The sequence below is a fragment of the Paraciimarium castrense LEGE 11436 genome (assembly GCF_056633055.1).
In genome coordinates this window covers 621,605-642,084 of record NZ_JBSJOW010000001.1, presented here as the reverse complement: position 1 = coordinate 642,084, position 20,480 = coordinate 621,605, and the positions used below count along the sequence as shown (strand labels likewise).

The window sequence follows — 20,480 nt, the reverse complement described above, 5'->3', positions numbered from 1 at the left end:
CGGCGACCTCCAACAGCAAGCCGGTTGAGCCCTCAGCAATCCAGGCAGGCCAAACGCTCAGCATCGCTGATGTCGCCCCGCTCGCGTTGCCATTGGCGTCGGCGCAGCCGACCGTAGGCCCGGCAGAACCTCTCCCCAAGGGCCTGGCGAAGGCGCGTGTCATCGTCGAAGGCATCGAGAGCCTCACCCAGATCGGCCGGCAGCCGGGGGCACACCTCCGGTCCCAGCGGGGCGGCGTAATTGTCGTTGTCATGGCGAGGGCCGGGCTCGAGCCCTCGCTCGATCCCGTCCAGGCCCGCCGCCAGGACGGCGGCCTGCAGCAGATAGGGATGGGCTGAGCCATCGGGCAGCCGCAGCTCCAGGCGCTGGTCGTCGGGGATGCGCAGCAGGTGGGTGCGGTTGTTGCCGCTGTAGCTGATGCCCGCTGGACTCCAGGTGGCCCCCGAGGTGGTGGGCGGCGCCGCCAGCCGCCGGTAACTGTTCACCGTGGGATTGGTGAGGGCGCAGAGGGCTGGCGCGTGCTCCAGCAGACCGGCCAGAAACTGATAGGCCAGGGGCGAGAGGCCCAGTTCGCCGGCGGGATCGTGAAAGAGATTGACGCCAGCGGCGCTGTAGCCGGGTGCACCCCAGAGAGAGAGATGGGTGTGGCAGCCGTTGCCGGTGCGCTCGGCGAAGGGTTTGGCCATGAAGCTGGCCTTGAAGCCCTGCTGCTCCGCCAGCGTCTTCACCATCACCTTGAAGAAGGCGTGGCGGTCGGCGGTGGTGAGGGCGTCGGCGAAGGTCCAGTTCAGCTCGAACTGGCCGTTGGCATCCTCGTGATCGGCCTGGTAGGGCCCCCAGCCCAGCTGCTCCATGGCCTCCAGCAGCGGTCCGATCAGCCCGTAGCGGCGCATCAGGGCCAGCTGGTCGTAGCAGGGTTTCTCCTGGTGGTCGGCGGCATCGGCGATGCTGCTGCCATCGGCGCCCAGCAGGAAGAACTCGGCCTCCACGCCACTGCGCAGCTCGAAGCCCAGCTGCAGCGCCCGCTCCTGCTGGAGCCGCAGCAGGCGGCGCGGGCACTGGGCCATCGGCTCACCGCCCAGCACCAGCTCCGCCGCCACCCAGCCCACGCCCGGCTGCCAGGGCAGGGGGGTGAGGCTGGTGCAATCGGGGATCGCCATCACGTCCCCGTCGGCGGGGGAGAGATCCAGCCAGGCCGCGAAGCCGGCAAAGCCGGCGCCGTCCCGGCCCATCGCCTCGGCGGCGGAGGCGGGCACCAGCTTGGCCCTTTGGATGCCGAACAGGTCGGTGAAGGAGATCAGCAGGAAGGAGAGCTCGAGCTCCTGGAGCCGTTGGGCGAGGGGGGTCATCGGCTGGCGAGATGGGGTGTGGGGAGCCGCAGCAGCTCCCTGGTGATGTGGCGCAGCTGCAGCTGCTCCGCCGTGCTGCTGTGGGGATTGCCGGCGCGGTGGCCGAGTTCGGAGTGGACCGTGTGCAGGCAGGCGCCGGGGATGGCGCATGCGTCTGCGGCCAGGTCGGTGGGGGGGAAGTAGAGGTCGTGGCTGCAGGCCACCACGGCGGTTCGGGCTGTGATGCGGCCGAGGGCAGCGGCCAGATCGCCGCCGCCGGCCACGTCATGGGCGAGCCAGGTGTCCAGCATGGCGATCAGGTCGCGGGGGTCATGGCGGCGGTAGTGGGGCAGCCACTGCTGCTCCACATGGGCCTCGATCGAGCCGTTCACCGTGCGGAAGAAGGGCTGGCTGGCGGCCCAGCTGGCGTAGATCAGGGCAAAGGTGCGCAGCCCCTGCTCGGGCACGGCATCAAAACCGCTGCCATTCCAGTGGCGGTCGGCGGTGAGGGCCTGCCGCAGGCTGAGACAGAACAGACGGTTGTGGGGGGAAGTGCGCGCCGTGCCGGCGATGCAGCAGATCCGCTCCACCTGTTCGGGATGCTGCACCGCCCATTGGTAAGCCTGTTGAGCCCCCATCGACCAGCCGTAGATCAGGGCCGGCCGCTCCACGCCGAACACCTCGGCCAGCAGCCGGCGCTGGGCGACCACGTTGTCGCTGTGATGCACCACCCAGCCCGTTTCGGCCAGGCCCATGGCGCCGTGGCTGGGACTGCTGGAGCCGCCGTTGCCGAACTGGCCGGCGATCACGATGCACCACTGCTCGGGGTCGAGCACCGGCCCCGCCAGCCAGGCCAGATCCTCCACCCGGGCGCCGTAGGCGCTGGGCACCAGGATCAGGTTGGAGCGGGCGCCGTTCAGCTCGCCCAGCTGCAGGTAGCTGATCCGGGCCTTGGGGATCACCCGGCCGCAGGCCAGGGGCCAGGTGCCCAGCTGGTGATGCCGGCTCGGCGGCGTCACGCTCGCCCAGGTGCGGGGATGGCCAGGGAGGGCAGGTCGGCCAGCAGTTGGCGATGCACCCGCAGGTAGCCGTGGTCGAGGTGGCGCAGCTGGGGGGCGATCAGGGCGTGGGCCTGGGGCAGAGCGTGAAAGGGCAGGGAGGGGTAGAGGTGGTGTTCGGCGTGAAACGGCATGTTCCACATCAACCAGCGGAGCGGCGCCAGGGTCAAGGTGGTGCGGGTGTTCGCGGTGCCGTCGTCGCTGAAGCTGCAGCCGCTGTGCTCGGCCAGCAGCACAAAGCGCAGGAAGGGTTGCCCCACCGCCAGGGGCAGCAGCCAGCTCCAGAACAGAAAGCCGTTCACTCCCACGCAGGAGACGGCCAGCACCAGGGCATAGACGAGGGCCTGCAGCCGGGCTGAACGACGCACCTGGGGGATCACCTCAGGATTCAGGTAGGGCAGGGCGCTGAGGTCGCCCCAGAGCAGACGGGCATGGCCGCGCAGCTTGCCGCTCCACCAGTTCCAGCCGCTCAGTTCAAGCAGGTAGCCGGGCCAGGAGGTGGGCGCCGGATCCTCGAGTTCCGGGTCGCGGCCGGGCTGGTGGGTGAAGCGATGGTGCCACTGGTGGTAGCGCCGGTAGAAGGTGGCGTTGTAGAAGCTCAGCACCCCCGCCAGCCAGGCCACGGCATCGTTGGTGGCCCGGCTGCGGAAGGCGGTGCGGTGGCAGCACTCGTGCAGGGGGGCAAAACAGGTGGCCAGGGCGATGCCGCTGAGCAGCAGAGCGGTGGCCCGCCAGGGCAGCGCCAGATCGGGCTGGCGCCAGAGCCATCCCGCCATCACCACGAGGAGCAGGTGGGTGCTGAGCCTCAGCCAGGCCGGCCCCTGCCGCAGGCTGTTGAGCTCGCTGAGAGCCTGGCGGTCGATCAGAGCGGCGGACGTGGATGCCATAGGAGCTAGTCCAGCAGTTGGCCTGCTGCCACTGCGGTAGGCAATGCGACGGCAGCGACGTCCACAGCCCTAAAGTCAGGTAAGGAAATGTAGTGGTCGTTACCGTCATGGCCAGCCCAGACCAAGCCCTCCAGTCTCAGGAACCGCGGCGTCAGACCCTCGTGGAGTCGCTGCGCCACCGCTACGCAGCCGCCCAGAGTCGGCAGGATCCGCTCGCCAAGCAGGGACTGTTCAAGGAAGCCGTTTACCTGAACATTCTTCCGGGGGAGTTCACTGACCCCGCCTGAGGCGAGGGCTCAGGCCAGGGCAGGTTCCATCCCGCGCAGACAGGTGGCCAACTCCTCACGCAGGGCCAGGAAGGGTGGCGACACTCGCAGGTGGGCCATGTTGCCGTGGTCCAGATCCACCTGGACACTGCGCACGATCCGCCCCGGCCTGGGCGCCATGATGTGAACCCGCTGGGCCAGCAGCAGCGCTTCCTCAAGGTCGTGGGTGATCAGCAGCGCCGAGAGGCCCGTGCGTTGCCACAGCCCGTGCAGAAACTCCTGCATCGACTCCCGGATCTGCAGGTCGAGGGCGCCGAAGGGCTCATCCAGCAGCAGGATCTTGGGCTGGGCGGCCAGGGCGCGGGCGATGGCGACGCGCTGCTGCATGCCCCCCGAGAGTTCGCGGGGTCGCCGCCGGGCCGCATCGGCCAGGCCCACCACCTCCAGGAAATAGCCCGTGCGCTCGCGGATCTCCGGTCTGCTGAGGCCCTGCAGTTCCATGCCGAAGGCCACGTTCTGGGCGGCCGTGAGCCAGGGGTAGAGGCTGTACTTCTGGAACACCATGCCGCGGTCGGAACCAGGGCCGCGCACGGGCTGGCCGTCCACCGTGACCACCCCAGCGCTGGGGCGATCCAGGCCCGCCACCAGGCGCATCAAGGTGGATTTCCCGCAACCCGAGCTGCCCACCAGGGCCACGAATTCGCCGCTGTTGACGTTGAAGCTGATTTCACTGAGCACGCAACTGGCGTTGCGGCCTACCCCGAAAACCTTGGACACCTGATCGACAACGAGCTGCATCGGTTCGGTGGTCAGTTGGCCCAGGAGCAGGCTCGCCGCATCGTGAAGCGGAAGCCCAGATCGATCAGCAGCCCGATCAGCCCGATCACAATCAGGCCGAGAAAGATCTGATCGGTGCGCAGAAAGCGCTGGGCCAGGCTGATGCGTTTGCCCAGGCCTTCGTTGGCGGCCACGAGTTCCGCCACGATCACCAGGTTCCAGGCAGCCGCCATGTTGATCCGGTAGGCATCCAGCACCTGGGGGGCGATGCAGGGGGTGATCACCCGCAGCAGCACCTGGGAGGAGCGGCCGCCCAGGGTGCGGGCTGTTTCGATCAGTTCGTTGGGAACGAACTTCACCGCATCCATGATCATCAGGGTGTTGAAAAAGAGGGTGCCGATGAAGATCAGCAGAATCTTGGGCAGTTCACCCAGCCCGAAGTAGATGATCAACAGGGGGATGAAGGCCGGAGCCGGCATGTAGCGGATCAGGCCCATCAGCGGCTCCAGCAGCCGGTTGATCAAGGTGCTGGTGCCCATGGCGATCCCCAGGGGCAGGGCGACCAGCGCCGACAAGCCGAAACCGGCGAACACCCGTCCCACACTGGCCAGCAGGTCGGCCCAGAGCAACCCCTCCCGGGCCTGGCTGCTGCCGGCGGCCAGCACGGCCGAGGGGCTGGGCAGAAACAGGGGATCCACCACAGCAGCCGCTGTCACGGCGCTCCAGATGGCCACCACGGCCAGGATCCCCACCAGCCCCAGCACCCAGGGGTGCAGGGCCAGACTCTGCAGGCGAGCCCGGTTCATGGAGTCTTCGCGGCTTCCACGAACTGCGCCGCGAACAGGCCATCCAGGTTGGGAGGGCTCGTGGCCAGCCCCACGTCCTGCAGGAACGTGCTGATCTGCTCCGCCGCGAAGGGCAGGGAGGCCATGGTGGTGCCCGGTTGCAGCGCCTTGAGGTTGTCCTCCAGGCTGAAGATCGTGGTGCCGGCGTCGTACTCCGTGTACTCCGCCTCACTCACTCCTGCCCGGGCACTGAGGATGGCCAGGGAGGGCCCGGGGTTGGCCTTGATTTCAGCCAGGGTGGCGAACCAGGCATCCACCACCTTCTGCACCTTTTCAGGGTTGTTGGCCACAAACTCGGTGCGACACACCAGGTGATCGCTGATGGCGCCGGGGAAGTCGGCCGAGGAGAAAAGGGTGCTGCTGCCGGCGCGCTTCAGGGCCTGGGTGGTGAAGGGAGCGAACACGCCCACCGCATCCACCTGGCCGGCCACGAAGGCGGCCGCCGCCGCGCCGGTTTCCAGCGGCACGAAGGTGATGTCGTCAGCGCTGAGGCCGGCCTGCTCCAGGCCCAGCAGCAGCAGGTAGTGATCCACCGTGCCCTCTTCGGCGGCCACCTTCTTGCCCTTCAGATCGGCAAGGCTGGTGATCCCTTCCGCCACGATGATCTGGTCGTTGCCGGTGGAGTTGTCGTTGGTGAGCACCACCTGCAGTTCGGCGCCGCCGGCGATCGAGCTGATCGTGTCGCCGAGGGTCTGACTGTTGCAGTCGAGCTGGCCGGCGTTGAGGGCGTTGATCGAATCGAGGTAGCCGTCAAACCACTGCAGCGTCACCGGCAGCCCGAACAGGCCCTTCTCCTCGGTGACTTTCCAGGGGATCCAGCCGGGCCAGGCGCTGTAGCCGATCCGCACCGGCGCATCGGAGCCGCCGCCGCCCTGGCCACCGCAGGCGGTGAGGGCACCGGCGCCCAGGCCGAGCAGGAGCAGGGTGGCCAGCAAGCGGGTGCGGGAGCGGCGGAAGCGGCGCGTGGGGTTGGGGGTGGTCATGGGGTTGGAAGCGGAATGGGTGCTGGAGGCGGGGCAAGGGGCCCTGGACGTTGACGAAGGCTTGGATCACCGAGGCGACGCCCTAGGTGGGGCGGGCTGGGCCCAGGACTGGGAAGTTCGGGAGCTCATGGACTCACCAGCGCCGGCACTTCGGCCATAGCCGGGGCAGCGGCCTGGGCCGAGGCAGGGCCAGCGGCCTTGGCAGCGTCTGCCCTGCGTGCCGCACCCAGCTGTTGCCGCTGCTGCTCCAGCCAGGCGTGCCAGGCGTCCAGGCCTTCCCCATCGGTGGCCGACACCCGGATCACGGCGCAGCGGGGGTTCACCTGACGGATGTGGGCTTCGATCCGCTCCACGTCCACCGGCAGGTGGGGCAGCAGGTCGGTCTTGGTGATCAGCACGCAGTCGGCCTCCCGGAACATCACCGGGTACTTGAGCGGCTTGTCCTCCCCTTCGGTGACGCTGAGCAGGGCCACCTTGCGGTGCTCGCCGATGGCGAATTCGGCGGGGCACACCAGGTTGCCCACGTTCTCCACCCAGAGCAGATCGAGGCCGGCGGGATCGAGGCGCTGGCCCAGCAGCCGGAGGCCGCCACGCACCATCGCCGCATCCAGGTGGCAGGCGCGGCCGGTGGTGATCGGCACCACCGGCACCCCCACGGCCTGCAGCCGCTCGGCATCGAGCTGGGTGGTCATGTCGCCCTCCAGCACCGCCATGGCGTAGGTGCCGGCCAGCTGGGCCAGGGAGCGCTCCAGCAGGGAGGTCTTGCCGGCGCCGGGGCTGCTCATCACGTTCAGGCAGAGCAGCTGCCAGGCGTCGAAGTGCTCGCGGTTGTGGGCGGCCTGATGGTCATTGGCGGCCAGCAGGTTGAGGCCGAGGGTGTCTTCCAGGGGCATGTGCATGGCGATCAGCGGCAGGGGGCGAGGTGGGACGAGGATTGGCCAGAGAGGCTGTAATCAATCGAGCGGATCTTCAGCTCCCGGCCCTGCACGATCTCCTCCATCGGGTGCTGGCAGCAGGGGGAGCGGTAGCCCTGCTCGGAACTGGGCGCGTAGGTGCCGTTGCAGAGCACACAACGGCCCAGCAGGGGCACCGATTCGATCGCCAGCCGGGCTCCGGCCAGCCAGCTGGACTGCACGGCCACCTGCCAGGTGGTCACCAGCTGCTCGGGCTCCACGCAGGTGAAGCTGCCCACCAGCAGGTGCACGGTGGTCACCTTCGGTGTGGCCGGAGCGTGGCCCCGCTTCCACTCCTCCATCGAGAGCAGCAGGCAGCGGGTCATGTCGACTTCATGCATGACTCACCTCCACTTCTGATCGACCTGCATGTTGCAGACCTCATGCAGCCAGGCCGGCTTCTGTTTGCGCGGCAGCTGGCCGCTCACCACCAGGTGGGCCATGGTGTCGCAGATCACCCGGGTGGCCATCAGGGAGGTCATGTCGCTGATGTCGTAGGGGGGCGACACCTCCACCAGCTCCAGGCCGCAGACCGGCACGTTGCGCACGATCAGCTCCAGCAGCTTCAGCGCTTCGCGGGGCAGCAGGCCGCCGGGTTCGGGCCAGCCGGTGCCGGGCACGAAACCGGCGTCGATGCAGTCGATGTCGAAGGAGATGTAGACGCAGTCGGTGCCATCGGTGGCGCGCTCGATCGCGTACTGGGCGGCCGCCTCCAGGCCCATGTCGCAGATATCGGTGACGGTGAGCACGTTGGTGCCCCGCTCGCGGCACACCTTCACCCCTTCGCGCGGCACCTGCCAGCCGCCGATGCCCAGCTGCACCAGGTTTTCGGCCGGGGCGTTGGCCATGTTCGTGGCGTGGAACCACGGACAGGTGTGCATGCGTTCGTCGAGGTCGATCTCCTGGGTGTCGACGTGGCGATCGAAGTGGATGATGCCCACCTTCTTGTCGCCCAGGTGGCGGCACACCCCACGCACGGTGGGAAAGCCGATCGAGTGATCGCCGCCGAGGATGATCGGGAAGGCGCCGCTGGCGAACACATGCGCCACGCCCTTGGAGATCTGATCGAAGCTCTTCTCGTTGTTGGCGGGAATCGTGAAGATGTCGCCCACATCGCAGAGCCGGATCGACTCGCGCAGGTCGACCCCCATCTCGTAGTTGTAGGGCGTGTAGAGGGCCGAGATGCGGCGGATGCCCTGGGGGCCGAAGCGGGTGCCGGGCCGGTAGGTGGTGCCGGAATCGTGGGGCACCCCCAGGATCGCCACATCGAATTCGCCGACGCGGTTGACGTCTTCGATGTAGGGCGCCTTCATGAAGGTGTTGATGCCCGCGTAGTGGGGCAGCTCGCCGCGCGAGAAGGTGGAGATGCGCCGATCAACGATGCTCTCAGCCGCCTCCAGCCCGTAGCGCAGGCCCTGGTCCACCTCCTGCTGCCAGCCGGTGAGCGGCAGGCGGGCTTCCTTCTCCAGGGCTTCGGCGCCCTGGCGGCCAGTAGCCGCTGTGGTGCGGCGGTCAAAGGCCCCTTCAGGGCCTGGCGATGCGGTCATGGCACAACACGGAGGTGGGGGTGGCGGTCTCCCGGGCTTTTATCCCTCCGTGCAACCGGGTGACCCCGGTGAGCTTCTCTCGGACCAGACGTCTCGCCGGTTTGACCCTGGGGCCAAACCTGAACGGGACCGGAACCCTAGAAGCTGCTTCCGCCGTCAAACCCTCTCCCAGGCGTGCGGCGGGCGTTGTACCGGTTGTTACATGGCCCCGGCGATCATCGCCGAGGTGGACAATTTTGCTGCCAGTTCTCGGAGGGTGCTCGTTCCGATGCTTTCGGCAACGGCTCATGGATCCGTTGCCGCCAGGAGCCCAGCGGAGAGTCATGGCCTGGCAGGTTTGGAACGAGAATCGACGCGCTGCCGCTGCGACAGGCATGAAGTATTCGACCTACCGCTACGCCAGACTCCTGCCGGTGATTCTGGGAATTCTGGCCTATGCCCTTTGGCGTGCGTTGAAGGCATCCGATGCACTCTTCGGCCATCCGCTCGTCCTGTTCCTTCTGTTCCTCCCTGCGCTAACTGTGGCCTACGTCACCATCGTCAGAAATGGATATTGTCCGATCTGTCAGATGCCCTTCGGCCGGGAAATTAGTTCATCCTGTCTTCGTTGCGGTCATGTGTTCAGCCGAAATGATTCTGTTTCCAGGCACTAGCTGGCTTGCATCAGCACGATGCGTCTCGAGTTGATCAGGATGCCAATCGGGGATCCCAACAGCTTCGCTGGCCGGTGCGACCCTCAGGCTGCCCGCTTCAAAGCTGCGCAGCTGATCCCAGCATCTGCTCGGGTTGCACCCAGCGATCAAAGTCTTCGGCGCTCAGTTCCCCCAGCACCAGGGCTGCCTCCTTGAGGCTGAGTTGGTGTTGATGGGCATGTTTGGCGATGGCGCAGGCGCGGTCGTAGCCGATCACGGGGGTGAGCGCCGTGACCAGCATCAGGCTCTGGTCGAGCAGGGTGGCGATGCGGGCCTCATCGGCCTGGAGGCCCTCCAGACAGTGCTGGCGGAAGGCGGTGCAGCTTCCCTCCATCAGGGCGATGCTCTCCAGCACGTTGTGGGCGATCAGGGGCTTGAACACGTTCAGCTCGAAGTTGCCCTGGCTGGCCGCCATCTGCACGGCGGTGTTATTGCCCATCACCTGCACCGCCACCATGGTGAGGCTCTCGCACTGGGTGGGATTCACCTTGCCGGGCATGATCGAGCTGCCCGGTTCGTTCTCAGGCAGCACCAGTTCGCCCAGACCGCAGCGGGGTCCGCTGGCCAGCCAGCGGATGTCGTTGGCGATCTTCAGCAGGGATCCGGCCAGCACGGTGAGGGCTCCGTGCAGGGCGGCGAGGGGCTCATGGCCCGCCAGGGCCTGGAACTTGTTGGGGGCACTGGTGAACGGCAGCTCGAGCCGGGCCGAGAGCCGGGCGGCCACGGCTTCCCCAAAGCCCGCCGGAGCGTTCAGACCCGTGCCCACGGCGGTGGCGCCGATGGCCAGTTGCCTCACCTGGGGCAAGCTGGCGGTCAGGCTCTCAAGCCCCAGCTGCAACTGGGCCGCATAGCCACTGAACTCCTGGCCGAGGCTGAGAGGCACTGCATCCTGGAGGTGGGTGCGGCCGATCTTGACGATGCCGCTGAAGGCCGCCGCCTTCTGAGCCAGTTCCTGCTGCAGGGCCTGCAGCGCCGGGATCAGCCCCCGCTCCAGCTGCAGCGCCACCGCCACGTGCAGGGCAGCCGGGAAGGTGTCGTTGCTCGACTGGCTGAGATTCACATGGTCGTTGGGGTGCACCGGTGCCTTGCTGCCCAGCACCCCGCCACAGGCTTCGATCGCCCGGTTGGCGATCACCTCGTTGACGTTCATGTTGGTCTGGGTGCCGGAGCCCGTCTGCCACACCTTCAGGGGGAATTCGGCATCGAGCTCGCCCCGGGCCACCTGCTCTGCCGCCGCCACGATCAGGTCGGCCAGGTGAGGCGTGAGCTTGCCCTCGGCGGCGTTCACCTCGGCGCAGGCGGCCTTGAGCTGGCCGAAGGCGTGCACCACGGTCAGGGGCATGGCCTGTCCGAAGGGGAAGAAGTGGATCGAGCGCTGGGTCTGGGCGCCCCAGTAGTGATCGGCCGGCACGGCGAGGCTGCCGAGGCTGTCGCTCTCCAGCCGCGTGGCGGGGCCATCGATGCTCATCGCCCGCTCAGCACCTCGGTGTTGAGCTCGTTGAAGCTCATGGTGCCGCTGCTCTTGAAGCTGTCTGGAAGCTCCAGGCCGGTGGCAAGGCTCACCGCTGGATTGATCCGATCCAGGCCCACCTGCCCCTCCTCATCGAGCAGCACCTGGCCATCGCCATCGAGCACCACCACCTGGGGGGTGTGGCCATGCCAGTAGTAGGCCGGATCCGAAGGCCCCGTGGTGGGACGGTTCTGCAGGGGATCGGTGACCAGGGGGATCAGCTCGATGCTGGTGCCCCAGAGCCGCTGCAGCTCAGACACCACCGGCGCGAAGGCCTTGCTGGCGCTGTCGTCATCGAGGTAATAGACCACCAGGGCCGGCCTGTGCTCCTCCAGGGTCTTGGCCAGGCTGGTGCGCGGCGGCACCAGGGAACCGTTGCCGGCATAGAGGGCGTAGATGTTGCCGTCGTAGCTGTTGGTGGTGAGGGCCGCCTGGGCGGGAGCACCGCCGAGGCCAAGACCCAGCCCCAGGGCCAGGACCAGGCTCAGGGCAGGGCCCAGCAGTGTGCTGAGCAAGGAGCACCGCTCGCCGCTCAGGTGCCAAGCGCCTGGCCGGGCCGCTCGCGGGCGGGCATCCCGGCCTGTGACTGTGCGTTGCATCGTTGACATCGGGGCCCCGGCGATGGGCCCATTGTGAAGGGCCGATGGTGCCGGCCTGCGCGCGGGCTAGGGGCTGCTGGGCCGCCGGCCCATCCCCTGCAGGATGCCCCTGCCGATCAGCCCGATCGCGCGGCCCACCACCTGGGTGAGCAGCACCACCACCAGGTTGCCGAGCCCCTGGATCAGCTGGCGCAGCTGGGGGGCCACCGCGTCGCGGCTTTCCAGGGCCAGCGTCACCAGTTGCTGCAGGGGGCCGAGTCGCCGCAGTTCCCCGTCGCGGGGTTCCACCAGGTGGAGGGAGGCGATGCGACCGGCCTCCACACAGAGCAGCTGGCGGCGGCTTTCGTAGATGGCCACCGGTCGCTCGAACCAGTCGCTCCAGCGCTGCTGGGCATTGAGCTGGTTGCGCAGCCGCTCCAGGTTGCGGGTGGAGAGCAGCTCGGGCCTGAGCAGGTAGCGGCGCAGCTCCGGCCAGGCCCCACAGCAGCTCAGCACTTCCGCCGCCAGCAGTTCGGCGGTGCGCATCAGCCAGTTGGCCACCAGGCGCTCCAGGTGCAACAGGGCCTGGAGCTCATCGGCGGCCACCAGTTGGCCCTCCACCAGCAGCGGCTGGGCCAGCACCAGGGTGGCCAGCATCGCCTGGGCGTCCGGCAGCTCGGGGTCGCTGGCCGCCAGATCGCTGGTCTGAACCAGAGCCGTGGCCACCGGTTCGAGCGTCCCCTGGCGGGGGAGTTGCACGTAGGGGCTGGCCATGCTGCGCAAGGCCTGCTCCCGCAGCTGGGGCTGCAGTTCCAGCCAGCGCTGCAGCAGCGTGTTCGCAGCACCGGGCTCGTCGGCAAGCTGGCTGCGCAGGCTCTCGAGCTGGTCCAGCAGGGCCAGCAGCAGGTCGTGGCAGCGCTGCGGACTGAGCCCCTCGATGGCCAGCAGCTGGCCGCTGCGGTTGTCGAGGCCAGCGCCGATGGCCGCCTCCAATCGCAGGCGCACGGCCTGCCAGATGCCGGCGGCGTTGCGCTGCTGCAGGGTGAGACTCGTGCTCGGGCCGGGGTTGCCGCTGGACCTGAGGGGTGGTGTCCGGGGCTCCTCCGGCAGGCCCCAGGCCAGGCTCAGTGGGCCCCAGATCAGCAGCAACAGCTGGCGGGCACAGGCGAGCTCCCGCAGCCTTCCCTCCAGCATCCAGCGCTGCAGGGGTGCCTGGGGAGGCGGATCCAGCAGCCGCAGGCAGAGGGCGCTGGCGGCATCGATCTGCTCCAGGCCGTCGAGCAGGAGTCGCTGGCCCAGGCCCGTGCCCCAGCCGCTGCCCATGGCTGCTGCGCTGCCGGCCTGGGTCGGGCGGGCGGGGTTGGCGGCATCGCCTGGGAGCGTCGAATCCTGGAGCTGCAGCACCCGGCCGCCGGCCCGCAGGGTGCGGATCGCCTCCAGCAGCTCGTCGCTGCCCGGGGCCTCCAGCAGCCCGTGAACGCTCAATTGCAGCAGCGATGAGGCGGCGATGCCATGGCCTGCAGCGAGGAGCACCAGCAGGGGGGCAGGACGCCAGCGCTCCCGCAGCAGCAGGCATTCGCGGCGCAGGTCGGCGGCGCTGGTGGCGGCGGCGGGGCGCCAGATCAGCAGCTGGGGGGCCCCCACCAGCTCAGCGGCGTTGGTGACCACCACCAGGTCATCGCCATGGTCCTGGATGAGGCGGATCAGTCCGCCGGCCACCAGGGGTTCAGCGAACAGCAGTAGCTGCGGAGTCACGCACCCAGGCCCTGGTGATGGCCCAAGGTAACGGCCTCAGCCACGGAGATCCACAGGCTGATCGGGGCTGTTGCCGCTGGGGCGACGACCCGTGAGGTTGAGGGTGTACGACTCGATGCGGTAGCCGGTGCACCGCTCGATCTGCTCCAGCAGTTCGGCGGGCAGGGCCACATCGAGATCCTCGATGGCCCCGGAATCGAGGCAGGTGATGTGGCTGTGGGGATCACTGCGGTAGCCGTAGAGGCGGCCACTGGCGCGGTCGAGGCACTCGATCACCCCTGCCGATTGCAGCGCTTCCAGATTCTGATAGACGGAGGTGTGGCCGATGTTGCGGCCCAGGTCGTTGAGCTTTTCGAAGATGTCGCGGGCGCTCAGATGGCTTTTCTCGGCCCAGAGCAGATCCAGCACCATGCGCCGTTGGCGGCTCAGCCGCATGCCCAGATCCCTGCAGCGTCTGTACACCGCTTCGGCGCAGTCAGGCAGGGCCTTGGTCTCAGGCTCGGCCGGCGTGCCTGTCAGAGCTGTCTGGGCCGCCGTGCTCAAGCGAACCACCTGGAAGGGAGCATCTCTGTTATAGGCCAACCCACAAGTGGTCCGTGTACGCCCAGGCCAAGGCGCCATGGCTGAGTCAGCCAGGCTCAGGCGATCGACGCGCTTTCCGGTGGGGTCGTCACGTCCTGAAGCCTGCCATCGGCCACGGTGGCCATCGCCTCAGCCAGGTCGACACGGCCGTCGTAGAGGGCGCGGCCCAGGATCACCCCCTCCACCCCCAGGGGCACAAGGCTCAGCAGTGAGAGCAGGTGCTCCAGGCAGCCGACGCCCCCGGAGGCGATCACCGGAACCGCACTTGCCTCGGCCATGGCCCGCAGGGCCTCCAGGTTCGGGCCGGCCAGGGTGCCGTCGGTGGCGATGTCGGTGCTGATGATCGCCGCGATGCCGCTGCCGTTGAAGCGCCTGGCCAGTGCCGTGGCTTCCAGACTGCTGCCATCCAGCCAGCCGCGGGTGGCCACCTTGCCGTCACGGGCATCGATTCCCACCACGATCCGCCCCGGATGACGGCGGGCCAGCTCATCCACCAGCTGCGGCTCTTCGGCGGCCACCGTGCCCAGGATCACCCGCTCGAGCCCACAGGCCAGCAGCTCCTCGGCCCGCTCCGCCGTGCGCACGCCGCCCCCCAGCTGCACCGGGATCGTCAGGGCGGCGGTGATCGCCTTCACCACGGCGTCGTTGAGTGGGGTGCCGGTGCGTGCCCCATCCAGATCCACCAGATGCAGCCGCTGGGCGCCCTGGGCCTGCCAGCTCAGGGCCTGGGCCACCGGATCGCCTGAAAAGCGCGTCACCTGGTCGTAATCCCCCTGGTGCAGACGCACGCAGTGCCCGTCCAGCAGGTCGATGGCGGGAATGATCTGCATGGGGCGCCGCAGCTGTTGCCAGCCAGGCTGCCAGAGCCGCCTGTCGCGCAGCTGCTGCAGCGGCACCAGCAGCCGCAGGCTCGGATCCAGCACGGCGGCCAGCTCCACGGCGCGGCCGGCGGCCTTGCCCCGCTGGCCTACCAGGGCGAAGTGGCGATAGCCGCGGGTGTCCTGCGGCGCAGCGGGCTGGGCGGTGTAGGCCTGGCTCAGGCGCATCGGTTCCACGGCATCGGAGCGGGGGGGGGCTGGAGGGGTGAGCCTGGAGAATGGCGCTCCAGTTGCGCAGCAGTGCCATGCAGATCCTCGTCATGGGCGGAACCCGTTTTGTGGGCAAGCCCCTGGTGGAGCAGCTGCTGGCCTGCGGCCATGAGCTCACCCTGTTCACCCGTGGCCGCAACCCGGTGCCGGCCGGCCCCCGGCACCTGGTGGGGGATCGCAGCGACCCCGCGGCCCTGGAGCTGCTGGCCGGCGAGCGCTTCGATGTGATCGTGGACAGCTCCGGCCGCAGCCTGGAGGATTCCCGCGCCGTGCTGGAGCGCACCGGCCCCCCCAGCCATCGCTTCGTCTATGTGAGCTCGGCGGGGGTCTATGCCGATTCCGAGCTCTGGCCCCTGGATGAGGACGCCCCCACCGATCCGGCCAGCCGCCACGCCGGCAAGGCGGAGACCGAAACCTGGCTGCGCCAGCAGGGGATTCCCTTCACCAGCTTCCGGCCCACCTACATCGTGGGTCCGGGCAACTACAACCCTGTGGAGAGCTGGTTTTTCGATCGGATCCTGCATGGCCGGCCCCTGCCCCTGCCGGGCGACGGCAGCACCATCACCCAGCTGGGCCATGTGAAGGACCTGGCGGCCGCCATGGCGCGCTGCATCGAGGTGGAGACCGCCACCAACCGCATCTACAACTGCACCGGCAGTAAGGGCGTGACCTTCCGGGGGCTGGTGGATGCCGCAGCCCGGGCCTGCGGCCAGGATCCCGCCAGCGTGGACGTGCGCAGCTTCGATCCCGCCGGCCTGGACAAGAAGGCCCGCAAGGCCTTCCCGCTGCGGCTGGCCCACTTCCTCACCGACACCACCCGGGTGCGGCGCGAACTGGCCTGGGAGCCCGCCTTCGACCTGGAGGCCACCCTCAACGACAGCTACAGCCACGACTACGCCCTGCGGGCGCCCGGCACCCCGGACTTCTCCGCCGACGAGGCCCTGCTCAGCGGTTCAGCCGCGGCGCAGGTAGCCCCAGGCTGAGCTCAGGGCCAGCAGCAGGGAGGGCCAGAAGAGCCACCAGCCCAGCGGCACCAGCAGCGCCTGGCCCGGCCAGGGCCAGAGCAGCAGCAGCAGGCTGCTGAACTGCAGCACGGTCTTGAGCTTGCCGGCCAGGGAGGCGGGGCCGCCGCCGCCCTGGCCGGCCCGCCAGCCGGAAATCAGCAGCTCGCGGGCCAGCAACAGCCACACGGCTGCCAGGGGCAGCACCCCCCGGGCCCCGAGCCACAGCAGCGGCGCGCTGATCAGGATCTTGTCGGTGAGCGGATCGAGGCGGGCACCCCACACCGAGCCGCCGCCGGCGCGTCGGGCCAGCACGCCATCGGCCCAGTCGCTCAGCCCCCCCAGCAGCAGCAGCAGCCAGGCCAGCACGGGCTGGCCCGCCAGCAGGGCCAGCAGCAGGGGGAGCCCCAGCACGGCCCGCAGCACGGTGAGGCCATCGGCCAGGCGTCGCATCCTGTTGCCCTTCATCCCGGCTCCCGGCCACAGGCTCAGAATGGCCGACACGCCGCTCCAGCAGCCCATGGTCCAACAGTCGGTCTCCGCCGTGATGAGTAGCCCGGTTCTGAGCGTGGCGGTGGACACGCCCCTGCAGGAGGCGGTGAAGCTGATGAGCGAGCACCACATCGGCGGGCTGCCGGTGGTGGATGGGGGCGGCGCCCTGGTGGGCGAGCTCACCGAACAGGACCTGATGGTGCGCGAGAGCGGCTTCGATGCCGGCCCCTACGTGATGCTGCTCGATGCCGTGATCTACCTGCGCAATCCCCTGCAGTGGGACAAGCAGGTGCACCAGGTGCTGGGCAGCACCGTTGGCGAAGTGATGCGCCCCAGCCCCCACACCTGCCCGGCCGAGCTGCCCCTGCCGGCGGCGGCCCGCCAGCTGCACGAGAGCAGCACCCAGCGGCTGTTTGTGGTGGATGGCGGGCACCGTCCCGTGGGCGTGCTCACCCGCGGGGATGTGGTGCGGGCCCTGGCCCAGGCCGGCGCCTGAGCGGTACGGCTTGAACGGGCAGGTCTTGCTGTCCCCCCCGTTCAGCCGTCCCAGGCGAGTACCTGGCCGTCGGCCACCAGCCAGCGCCGTTCGCCCGGGGCCGTGGGGTGGCCGCCGGTGAGGGCGCCGAAGGCCGGCAGGGCCAGGCGCTCCTGGCTGGCGCAGTAGCTGAAGCAGGGCAGCCGCAGGCGGTCCGCGCCGCGGCCCACCAGGGCAACCGGGTGCAGGTGGCCGCAGAGGTTGAGGTGGCCGGGGCTGGATTCAGGGCTGTGACTGAGCCACCAGGGGCCCAGCGCCTGGGAGGGTTCCTGAGGCAGGCCATCGATCCAGCTGCCGCGCTCATGGTTGCCGCCCACCAGCTGCAGGCCACAGCCGAGCAGCTCCGGCAGGGCCGCCAGCTTGGCTCGCAGCTCGGCGGTGAGCCCGTGGCGGCTGTGGATCAGATCGCCCAGCACCACCACCCGGCTGGGCCGCAGTGGATGGGCCAGGGCCAGCAGGGCGTTCAGGGTGGCGGCATCGCCATCGCTGGGCAGGGGGATGCCGTGGGCCTGGAAGCTCTCGGCCTTGCCCAGGTGCAGGTCGGCCAGCAGCAGCACGTGCCGCTGGGGATCCCAGGCGGCGCGGCCGCCCAGGAGCTCAAGGACCTGGCCCTGCCAGTGAAAGCTGACTGTGCTGCCATCAAGCTGCGGCGTGGGGTTGTGGGCCGCAGAACAGGATGATGGGGGCATCGAGGCCTTGAATGAGCGCAATCACTTGCATCTTGGCACCAGATGAGTCAAGAAGTTCAACTGATTAGCGCCACGCCTGGGGAGTTCAGCGGTAACTAGACAAGCCTTGCAAAACAAGCGTGTTCAGGATGAGTGACAAACGCAGCATCCTCACGCTCAACATTAGAGCTTTGCCCGGAACTCGGTGGTTCAGGCTGGGTGGTAGAAGGATCTTTAACCCTGCGATGGCTGGCTTCCGACAACACTTTCTCAGTGTGAATTGATCCACTCACCAAGCTTTGTCGCAGCAGCGGCCGGGCTGACTGAATTGCCGTTGCCGCCAGAGCAGTGTCTGCTAGCCCAACCCCAGCTTCTGATCCCTCAGCCGCCTATCTCAAGCTGGCCCCCTTTCTGGTGGGGCGTGCCCGGCGTGGGGTTGTGGGCAGCAGTCGTTATGCCTCTCGCCTGAGGGAGCAGATTCGCCAGGCGGCGGCAGACCCGGCCAGGAAGGCCGTGCTGGTGAGCGGCGAGCCCGGGCTGGAGAAGGACAACATCGCCGCCCTGATTCACTTCGGTTCGCCATGCCGGCGCCGGCTGCTGGTGCGCCTCGCCGGGGCCAGCCTGCGCGGCGATGGGGCCAATCTGTTCGGCCCCTCCGGCAGCGACGGCGTCGGTTCCCTGCTGGATTCCCTCGGGGAAGGCTCCCTGCTCATTGACCAGGTGGACCAGGTGCCAGAGGCCCTGCTGCCGGCCCTTCTGGAGCTGGCCGCCACGGGGCGTTGGCGGGCCCCCGCTGGGAATGGCCCGTGGCGTCAGTTCCGCGGGCGGCTTCTGTTCACGGCGGAGTGCGCCCAGCCCCAGCTCGATGGGCTGTGCGAGGTGATCCGCGTGCCGCCGCTGCGGGTGCGGCGCCAGGACCTGGGTGAGTGGTTGCGCTACATCGTGCGCCTGAGAGCCCCTGGGCTCGGCTGGACGGTCGCCCCCAGGGTGAGCGAGGCGGTGGTGAAGCGGCTCCAGGCCTACGACTTCCCCAACAACCTGCGGGAGCTGGACGCCCTGGTGGCCAGGGCCCTGCAGCAGGCCCGGCGCCAGGAGGGCGGTGCGCCGATGGCGAGGGACGCCGCGGGCCCGTGCCTACCCGAGGACGTGTTCTGGACGCTGAGCCGGCCCTCCCGGCTGCGCTTCGACCTCTGGCGCTGGAAGCCCGGCCTGCGCAACCTGATGCGCTCGCCGCGGCTCTGGAACACGCTGCTGTTCGGCCTGGTGAGCTGGGTCTTCGTGCTGGTGAACCTGTGGCTGTGGTTCGGCCCCCAGGACCGCCAGCACAACGGCGCCCTGAACCTCTTCTGGGCCTGGTGGTGGCCCCTGATCCTGCTGGGCTATCCCCTGCTGGGGCGCCTCTGGTGTTCCTTCTGCCCGTTCATGGTGTGGGGCGAGATCACGCAGCGGCTGGCGCGCTGGCTGGGCTGGCAGCCTCGCCCCTGGCCCCGCGGCGACACCGACCGCTGGGCAGCGCCCCTGCTGGCGGCCGGATTTGCGGCGATCCTGGTGTGGGAGGAGCTGGGCAACCTCGAGAACACGGCCTGGCTGAGCAGCGCCCTGCTGCTGCTGATCACCGCTGGGGCTGTGCTGGGTTCGCTGGCGTTCGAGAAGCGCTTCTGGTGCCGCTACCTCTGCCCGGTGGGGGGGATGAACGGCCTGTTCGCCAAGCTCTCGATCCTGGAGTTGCGGGCCCAGGCGGGCACCTGCAGCGGCAGCTGCAGCAGCTACGCCTGTTTCAAGGGCGGCCCGGCGGAGGGGGAGGGCCTGGCCAGCGAGGGTTGTCCGCTTGGCACCCACCCCGCCCACCTCAGCGACAACCGCAACTGCGTGCTCTGTCTCACCTGTGCGGCGGCCTGTCCCCACCGCTCGGTGCAGTTGCGGCTGCGGCCGCCGGCCGCCGATCTGCAGCGCGCCATGGACCCCCCGGCCGGCGAGGCCGCCCTGATCCTGGTGCTGGCCGGTGGGGTGTGCCTCAACCACTGGCAGCGGCTGCTGGGCTGGTTGCCCTGGGCGCCGGCTTCCCTGCACAGTGGCGACCTGCTGATCCGCCTGGCCGTGGCGGCCCTGGCCCTGGCGCTGCCCGCCCTGCTGCTGCTGCCCCTGCGGCTGCTGCTGAGCCGTGAGCGCTGGCGCCTGGTGCCCTATGCCCTGTTGCCCCTGCTCTGGGGTCTGCTGCTGGCGCGCCACCTGCCCCATGGCCTGCTGGAGGCGGGGCGCCTGCTGCCGGTGAGTGCGGCTGGGCTGGGCTCGGCCTTCGCCGGCGTGCAGAGCTGGGCCATTGGCCTGCCCCACTGGAGCGCCGATCCCCACGTGCTGGCGTTCTGCCAGAGCCTCAGCGTGCTGGTGGGCGCCCTGGCCTGCCTGCCGCTGGTGCTGCGCCTGCTGCAGCCCGGCCGCCTGGGCCTGGCCTTGGCGGGATCCGGCCTGCTGCTGCTGGCGGCCAGTGGGCGCTGGCTGGTGGCTCTGTAGGAGGCCCGCCGGCGTGCCTCAGCGGCGGCGACCCCGCCAGCGGCCGTCCAGGAGCCTGGGGGAGTGGCGCACCTGTGGCGCGCGGCCCAGATACACCCAGGCGCTGGCGCCTGACAGCAGCTGCAGCCAGTGGCGCTGGTAGAGCCTCGGGGCGCCCTCCAGGCGATCGAGCTGCACCAGGGTGGCCTCGGTGATGGCGAACAGCTCTCCACGCACCACCGCCTTCGGGTCACCCGCTGGGTCCGGCACGGCCATGGGGAAAGGGCCCAGGTCGTGGAGCCAGGCGCCTGGCAGGCGGTCGTTCCCCAGAAAGGGGCAATGTGCCAGCCAGGCATGGTTCACCTGCCCCCGCTGCAGGGTGCCGTAGACGAACACCCGGCGATAATCCGCTTCAATTGCCCGATCCTCCATGACCCTGGCCCTG

22 protein-coding genes, 1 pseudogene and 1 riboswitch are annotated in these 20,480 nt (G+C 69.1%); of the genes and pseudogenes, 5 read left to right on the top strand and 18 right to left on the bottom strand.

Features of this window, described 5'->3' with window-relative positions:
* Positions 1–32: 32 nt before the first annotated feature.
* The 3 genes from glnT to ACWJIO_RS03435 are packed head-to-tail and all read right to left on the bottom strand — an operon-like array spanning position 33 to position 3,273.
* Positions 33–1,349 (bottom strand): type III glutamate--ammonia ligase, encoded by a 1,317-nt coding sequence (gene glnT / locus ACWJIO_RS03445; protein WP_480311386.1) that lies wholly within the window; start codon positions 1,347–1,349, stop codon positions 33–35.
* Positions 1,346–2,347 (bottom strand): alpha/beta fold hydrolase, encoded by a 1,002-nt coding sequence (locus ACWJIO_RS03440; protein WP_480311384.1) that lies wholly within the window; start codon positions 2,345–2,347, stop codon positions 1,346–1,348. The genes glnT and ACWJIO_RS03440 overlap by 4 nt, the downstream gene beginning before the upstream one ends.
* Positions 2,344–3,273: a fatty acid desaturase gene (locus tag ACWJIO_RS03435; RefSeq protein ID WP_480311383.1), complete on the bottom strand. Its 930-nt coding sequence runs from the start codon at positions 3,271–3,273 to the stop codon at positions 2,344–2,346. The genes ACWJIO_RS03440 and ACWJIO_RS03435 overlap by 4 nt, the downstream gene beginning before the upstream one ends.
* Before the next feature lie 107 nt (positions 3,274–3,380).
* Here ACWJIO_RS03435 and ACWJIO_RS03430 point away from each other — a divergent pair, with 107 nt between their 5' ends.
* Positions 3,381–3,560 (top strand): hypothetical protein, encoded by a 180-nt coding sequence (locus ACWJIO_RS03430; protein WP_480311382.1) that lies wholly within the window; start codon positions 3,381–3,383, stop codon positions 3,558–3,560.
* Between the two features lie 9 nt (positions 3,561–3,569).
* On the opposite strand, the gene ACWJIO_RS03425 is transcribed toward ACWJIO_RS03430, so the two are convergent.
* The 6 genes from ACWJIO_RS03425 to speB form a co-directional block, all read right to left on the bottom strand.
* The gene (locus ACWJIO_RS03425) at positions 3,570–4,337 is read right to left on the bottom strand and encodes an ABC transporter ATP-binding protein (RefSeq protein WP_480311380.1); all 768 of its coding nucleotides are present in this window, start codon (positions 4,335–4,337) and stop codon (positions 3,570–3,572) included.
* A gap of 11 nt (positions 4,338–4,348) precedes the next feature.
* The gene (locus ACWJIO_RS03420) at positions 4,349–5,122 is read right to left on the bottom strand and encodes an ABC transporter permease (protein WP_480311378.1); all 774 of its coding nucleotides are present in this window, start codon (positions 5,120–5,122) and stop codon (positions 4,349–4,351) included.
* Positions 5,119–6,144, bottom strand: coding sequence for an ABC transporter substrate-binding protein (locus tag ACWJIO_RS03415; RefSeq protein WP_480311377.1), 1,026 nt, complete (start codon positions 6,142–6,144; stop codon positions 5,119–5,121). The genes ACWJIO_RS03420 and ACWJIO_RS03415 overlap by 4 nt, the downstream gene beginning before the upstream one ends.
* Before the next feature lie 125 nt (positions 6,145–6,269).
* Entirely contained in the window at positions 6,270–7,043 is a 774-nt protein-coding gene (gene hypB / locus ACWJIO_RS03410; RefSeq protein ID WP_480311376.1) for a hydrogenase nickel incorporation protein HypB, read from the bottom strand.
* A 5-nt stretch (positions 7,044–7,048) separates the two neighbouring features.
* A complete protein-coding gene (locus tag ACWJIO_RS03405; RefSeq protein ID WP_193914660.1) occupies positions 7,049–7,438 on the bottom strand; it encodes a hydrogenase maturation nickel metallochaperone HypA/HybF in 390 nt (129 codons plus the stop codon).
* Between the two features lie 3 nt (positions 7,439–7,441).
* Positions 7,442–8,644 (bottom strand): agmatinase, encoded by a 1,203-nt coding sequence (gene speB, locus ACWJIO_RS03400; RefSeq protein ID WP_480311375.1) that lies wholly within the window; start codon positions 8,642–8,644, stop codon positions 7,442–7,444.
* Between the two features lie 26 nt (positions 8,645–8,670).
* Positions 8,671–8,796, bottom strand: a riboswitch (guanidine-I (ykkC/yxkD leader).
* Positions 8,797–8,967: 171 nt separating this feature from the next.
* Here speB and ACWJIO_RS03395 point away from each other — a divergent pair.
* On the top strand, positions 8,968–9,297 hold the full coding sequence (locus tag ACWJIO_RS03395; protein WP_480311373.1) for an RING finger protein: 330 nt from the start codon (positions 8,968–8,970) through the stop codon (positions 9,295–9,297).
* Between the two features lie 97 nt (positions 9,298–9,394).
* On the opposite strand, the gene fumC is transcribed toward ACWJIO_RS03395, so the two are convergent.
* The 6 genes and pseudogenes from fumC to ACWJIO_RS03365 all read right to left on the bottom strand — a co-directional run.
* Positions 9,395–10,804 carry a class II fumarate hydratase gene (gene fumC, locus ACWJIO_RS03390; RefSeq protein WP_480311372.1) on the bottom strand — a complete coding sequence of 470 codons (1,410 nt, stop codon included), beginning with the start codon at positions 10,802–10,804 and terminating at the stop codon, positions 9,395–9,397.
* Positions 10,801–11,361: a thylakoid membrane photosystem I accumulation factor gene (locus ACWJIO_RS03385; RefSeq protein ID WP_480311371.1), complete on the bottom strand. Its 561-nt coding sequence runs from the start codon at positions 11,359–11,361 to the stop codon at positions 10,801–10,803. Before ACWJIO_RS03385 ends, fumC begins: the two co-directional genes overlap by 4 nt.
* 150 nt (positions 11,362–11,511) lie before the next feature.
* The gene (locus ACWJIO_RS03380; RefSeq protein WP_480311370.1) at positions 11,512–13,179 is read right to left on the bottom strand and encodes a DUF3685 domain-containing protein; all 1,668 of its coding nucleotides are present in this window, start codon (positions 13,177–13,179) and stop codon (positions 11,512–11,514) included.
* Positions 13,180–13,215: 36 nt separating this feature from the next.
* Positions 13,216–13,614, bottom strand: a complete 399-nt coding sequence (locus ACWJIO_RS03375; RefSeq protein ID WP_480311529.1) for a Fur family transcriptional regulator — start codon at positions 13,612–13,614, stop codon at positions 13,216–13,218.
* Between the two features lie 203 nt (positions 13,615–13,817).
* Positions 13,818–14,591, bottom strand: coding sequence for a 1-(5-phosphoribosyl)-5-[(5-phosphoribosylamino)methylideneamino]imidazole-4-carboxamide isomerase (gene hisA / locus ACWJIO_RS03370; RefSeq protein WP_480311528.1), 774 nt, complete (start codon positions 14,589–14,591; stop codon positions 13,818–13,820).
* A gap of 27 nt (positions 14,592–14,618) precedes the next feature.
* Positions 14,619–14,807 (bottom strand): annotated as a pseudogene (locus ACWJIO_RS03365) (TIGR02450 family Trp-rich protein); the annotation flags it as partial.
* 77 nt (positions 14,808–14,884) lie between these two features.
* On the opposite strand from ACWJIO_RS03365, the gene ACWJIO_RS03360 reads away from it, so the two are divergent.
* Positions 14,885–15,832, top strand: coding sequence for an NAD-dependent epimerase/dehydratase family protein (locus ACWJIO_RS03360; RefSeq protein WP_480311368.1), 948 nt, complete (start codon positions 14,885–14,887; stop codon positions 15,830–15,832).
* Here ACWJIO_RS03360 and ACWJIO_RS03355 read toward each other — a convergent pair.
* Entirely contained in the window at positions 15,803–16,303 is a 501-nt protein-coding gene (locus ACWJIO_RS03355; protein ID WP_480311527.1) for a CDP-alcohol phosphatidyltransferase family protein, read from the bottom strand. The two genes, ACWJIO_RS03360 and ACWJIO_RS03355, sit on opposite strands and share 30 nt — an antisense overlap.
* A 94-nt stretch (positions 16,304–16,397) precedes the next feature.
* On the opposite strand from ACWJIO_RS03355, the gene ACWJIO_RS03350 reads away from it, so the two are divergent.
* Positions 16,398–16,838 carry a CBS domain-containing protein gene (locus ACWJIO_RS03350; protein ID WP_186699427.1) on the top strand — a complete coding sequence of 147 codons (441 nt, stop codon included), beginning with the start codon at positions 16,398–16,400 and terminating at the stop codon, positions 16,836–16,838.
* A gap of 41 nt (positions 16,839–16,879) precedes the next feature.
* On the opposite strand, the gene pdeM is transcribed toward ACWJIO_RS03350, so the two are convergent.
* Positions 16,880–17,566 carry a ligase-associated DNA damage response endonuclease PdeM gene (gene pdeM, locus ACWJIO_RS03345; protein WP_480311367.1) on the bottom strand — a complete coding sequence of 229 codons (687 nt, stop codon included), beginning with the start codon at positions 17,564–17,566 and terminating at the stop codon, positions 16,880–16,882.
* 327 nt (positions 17,567–17,893) lie between these two features.
* Here pdeM and ACWJIO_RS03340 point away from each other — a divergent pair, with 327 nt between their 5' ends.
* On the top strand, positions 17,894–20,056 hold the full coding sequence (locus ACWJIO_RS03340; RefSeq protein ID WP_480311365.1) for a 4Fe-4S binding protein: 2,163 nt from the start codon (positions 17,894–17,896) through the stop codon (positions 20,054–20,056).
* An 18-nt stretch (positions 20,057–20,074) separates the two neighbouring features.
* Here the strand turns inward: ACWJIO_RS03340 and ACWJIO_RS03335 are convergent, their stop codons facing one another.
* Entirely contained in the window at positions 20,075–20,467 is a 393-nt protein-coding gene (locus tag ACWJIO_RS03335) for a gamma-glutamylcyclotransferase family protein (RefSeq protein ID WP_480311364.1), read from the bottom strand.
* Positions 20,468–20,480: the final 13 nt, after the last annotated feature.

Coding starts and splice junctions, on each gene's coding strand:
- glnT (WP_480311386.1), bottom strand. CDS start 1,349: ATGACCCCCCTCGCCCAACGGCTCCAGGAGCTCGAGCTCTCCTTCCTG.
- ACWJIO_RS03435 (WP_480311383.1), bottom strand. CDS start 3,273: ATGGCATCCACGTCCGCCGCTCTGATCGACCGCCAGGCTCTCAGCGAG.
- ACWJIO_RS03430 (WP_480311382.1), top strand. CDS start 3,381: ATGGCCAGCCCAGACCAAGCCCTCCAGTCTCAGGAACCGCGGCGTCAG.
- ACWJIO_RS03425 (WP_480311380.1), bottom strand. CDS start 4,337: ATGCAGCTCGTTGTCGATCAGGTGTCCAAGGTTTTCGGGGTAGGCCGC.
- ACWJIO_RS03420 (WP_480311378.1), bottom strand. CDS start 5,122: ATGAACCGGGCTCGCCTGCAGAGTCTGGCCCTGCACCCCTGGGTGCTG.
- ACWJIO_RS03415 (WP_480311377.1), bottom strand. CDS start 6,144: ATGACCACCCCCAACCCCACGCGCCGCTTCCGCCGCTCCCGCACCCGC.
- hypB (WP_480311376.1), bottom strand. CDS start 7,043: ATGCACATGCCCCTGGAAGACACCCTCGGCCTCAACCTGCTGGCCGCC.
- ACWJIO_RS03405 (WP_193914660.1), bottom strand. CDS start 7,438: ATGCATGAAGTCGACATGACCCGCTGCCTGCTGCTCTCGATGGAGGAG.
- speB (WP_480311375.1), bottom strand. CDS start 8,644: ATGACCGCATCGCCAGGCCCTGAAGGGGCCTTTGACCGCCGCACCACA.
- ACWJIO_RS03395 (WP_480311373.1), top strand. CDS start 8,968: ATGGCCTGGCAGGTTTGGAACGAGAATCGACGCGCTGCCGCTGCGACA.
- fumC (WP_480311372.1), bottom strand. CDS start 10,804: ATGAGCATCGATGGCCCCGCCACGCGGCTGGAGAGCGACAGCCTCGGC.
- ACWJIO_RS03375 (WP_480311529.1), bottom strand. CDS start 13,614: ATGCGGCTGAGCCGCCAACGGCGCATGGTGCTGGATCTGCTCTGGGCC.
- hisA (WP_480311528.1), bottom strand. CDS start 14,591: ATGCAGATCATTCCCGCCATCGACCTGCTGGACGGGCACTGCGTGCGT.
- ACWJIO_RS03360 (WP_480311368.1), top strand. CDS start 14,885: ATGCAGATCCTCGTCATGGGCGGAACCCGTTTTGTGGGCAAGCCCCTG.
- ACWJIO_RS03355 (WP_480311527.1), bottom strand. CDS start 16,303: ATGCGACGCCTGGCCGATGGCCTCACCGTGCTGCGGGCCGTGCTGGGG.
- ACWJIO_RS03350 (WP_186699427.1), top strand. CDS start 16,398: ATGAGTAGCCCGGTTCTGAGCGTGGCGGTGGACACGCCCCTGCAGGAG.
- pdeM (WP_480311367.1), bottom strand. CDS start 17,566: ATGCCCCCATCATCCTGTTCTGCGGCCCACAACCCCACGCCGCAGCTT.
- ACWJIO_RS03335 (WP_480311364.1), bottom strand. CDS start 20,467: ATGGAGGATCGGGCAATTGAAGCGGATTATCGCCGGGTGTTCGTCTAC.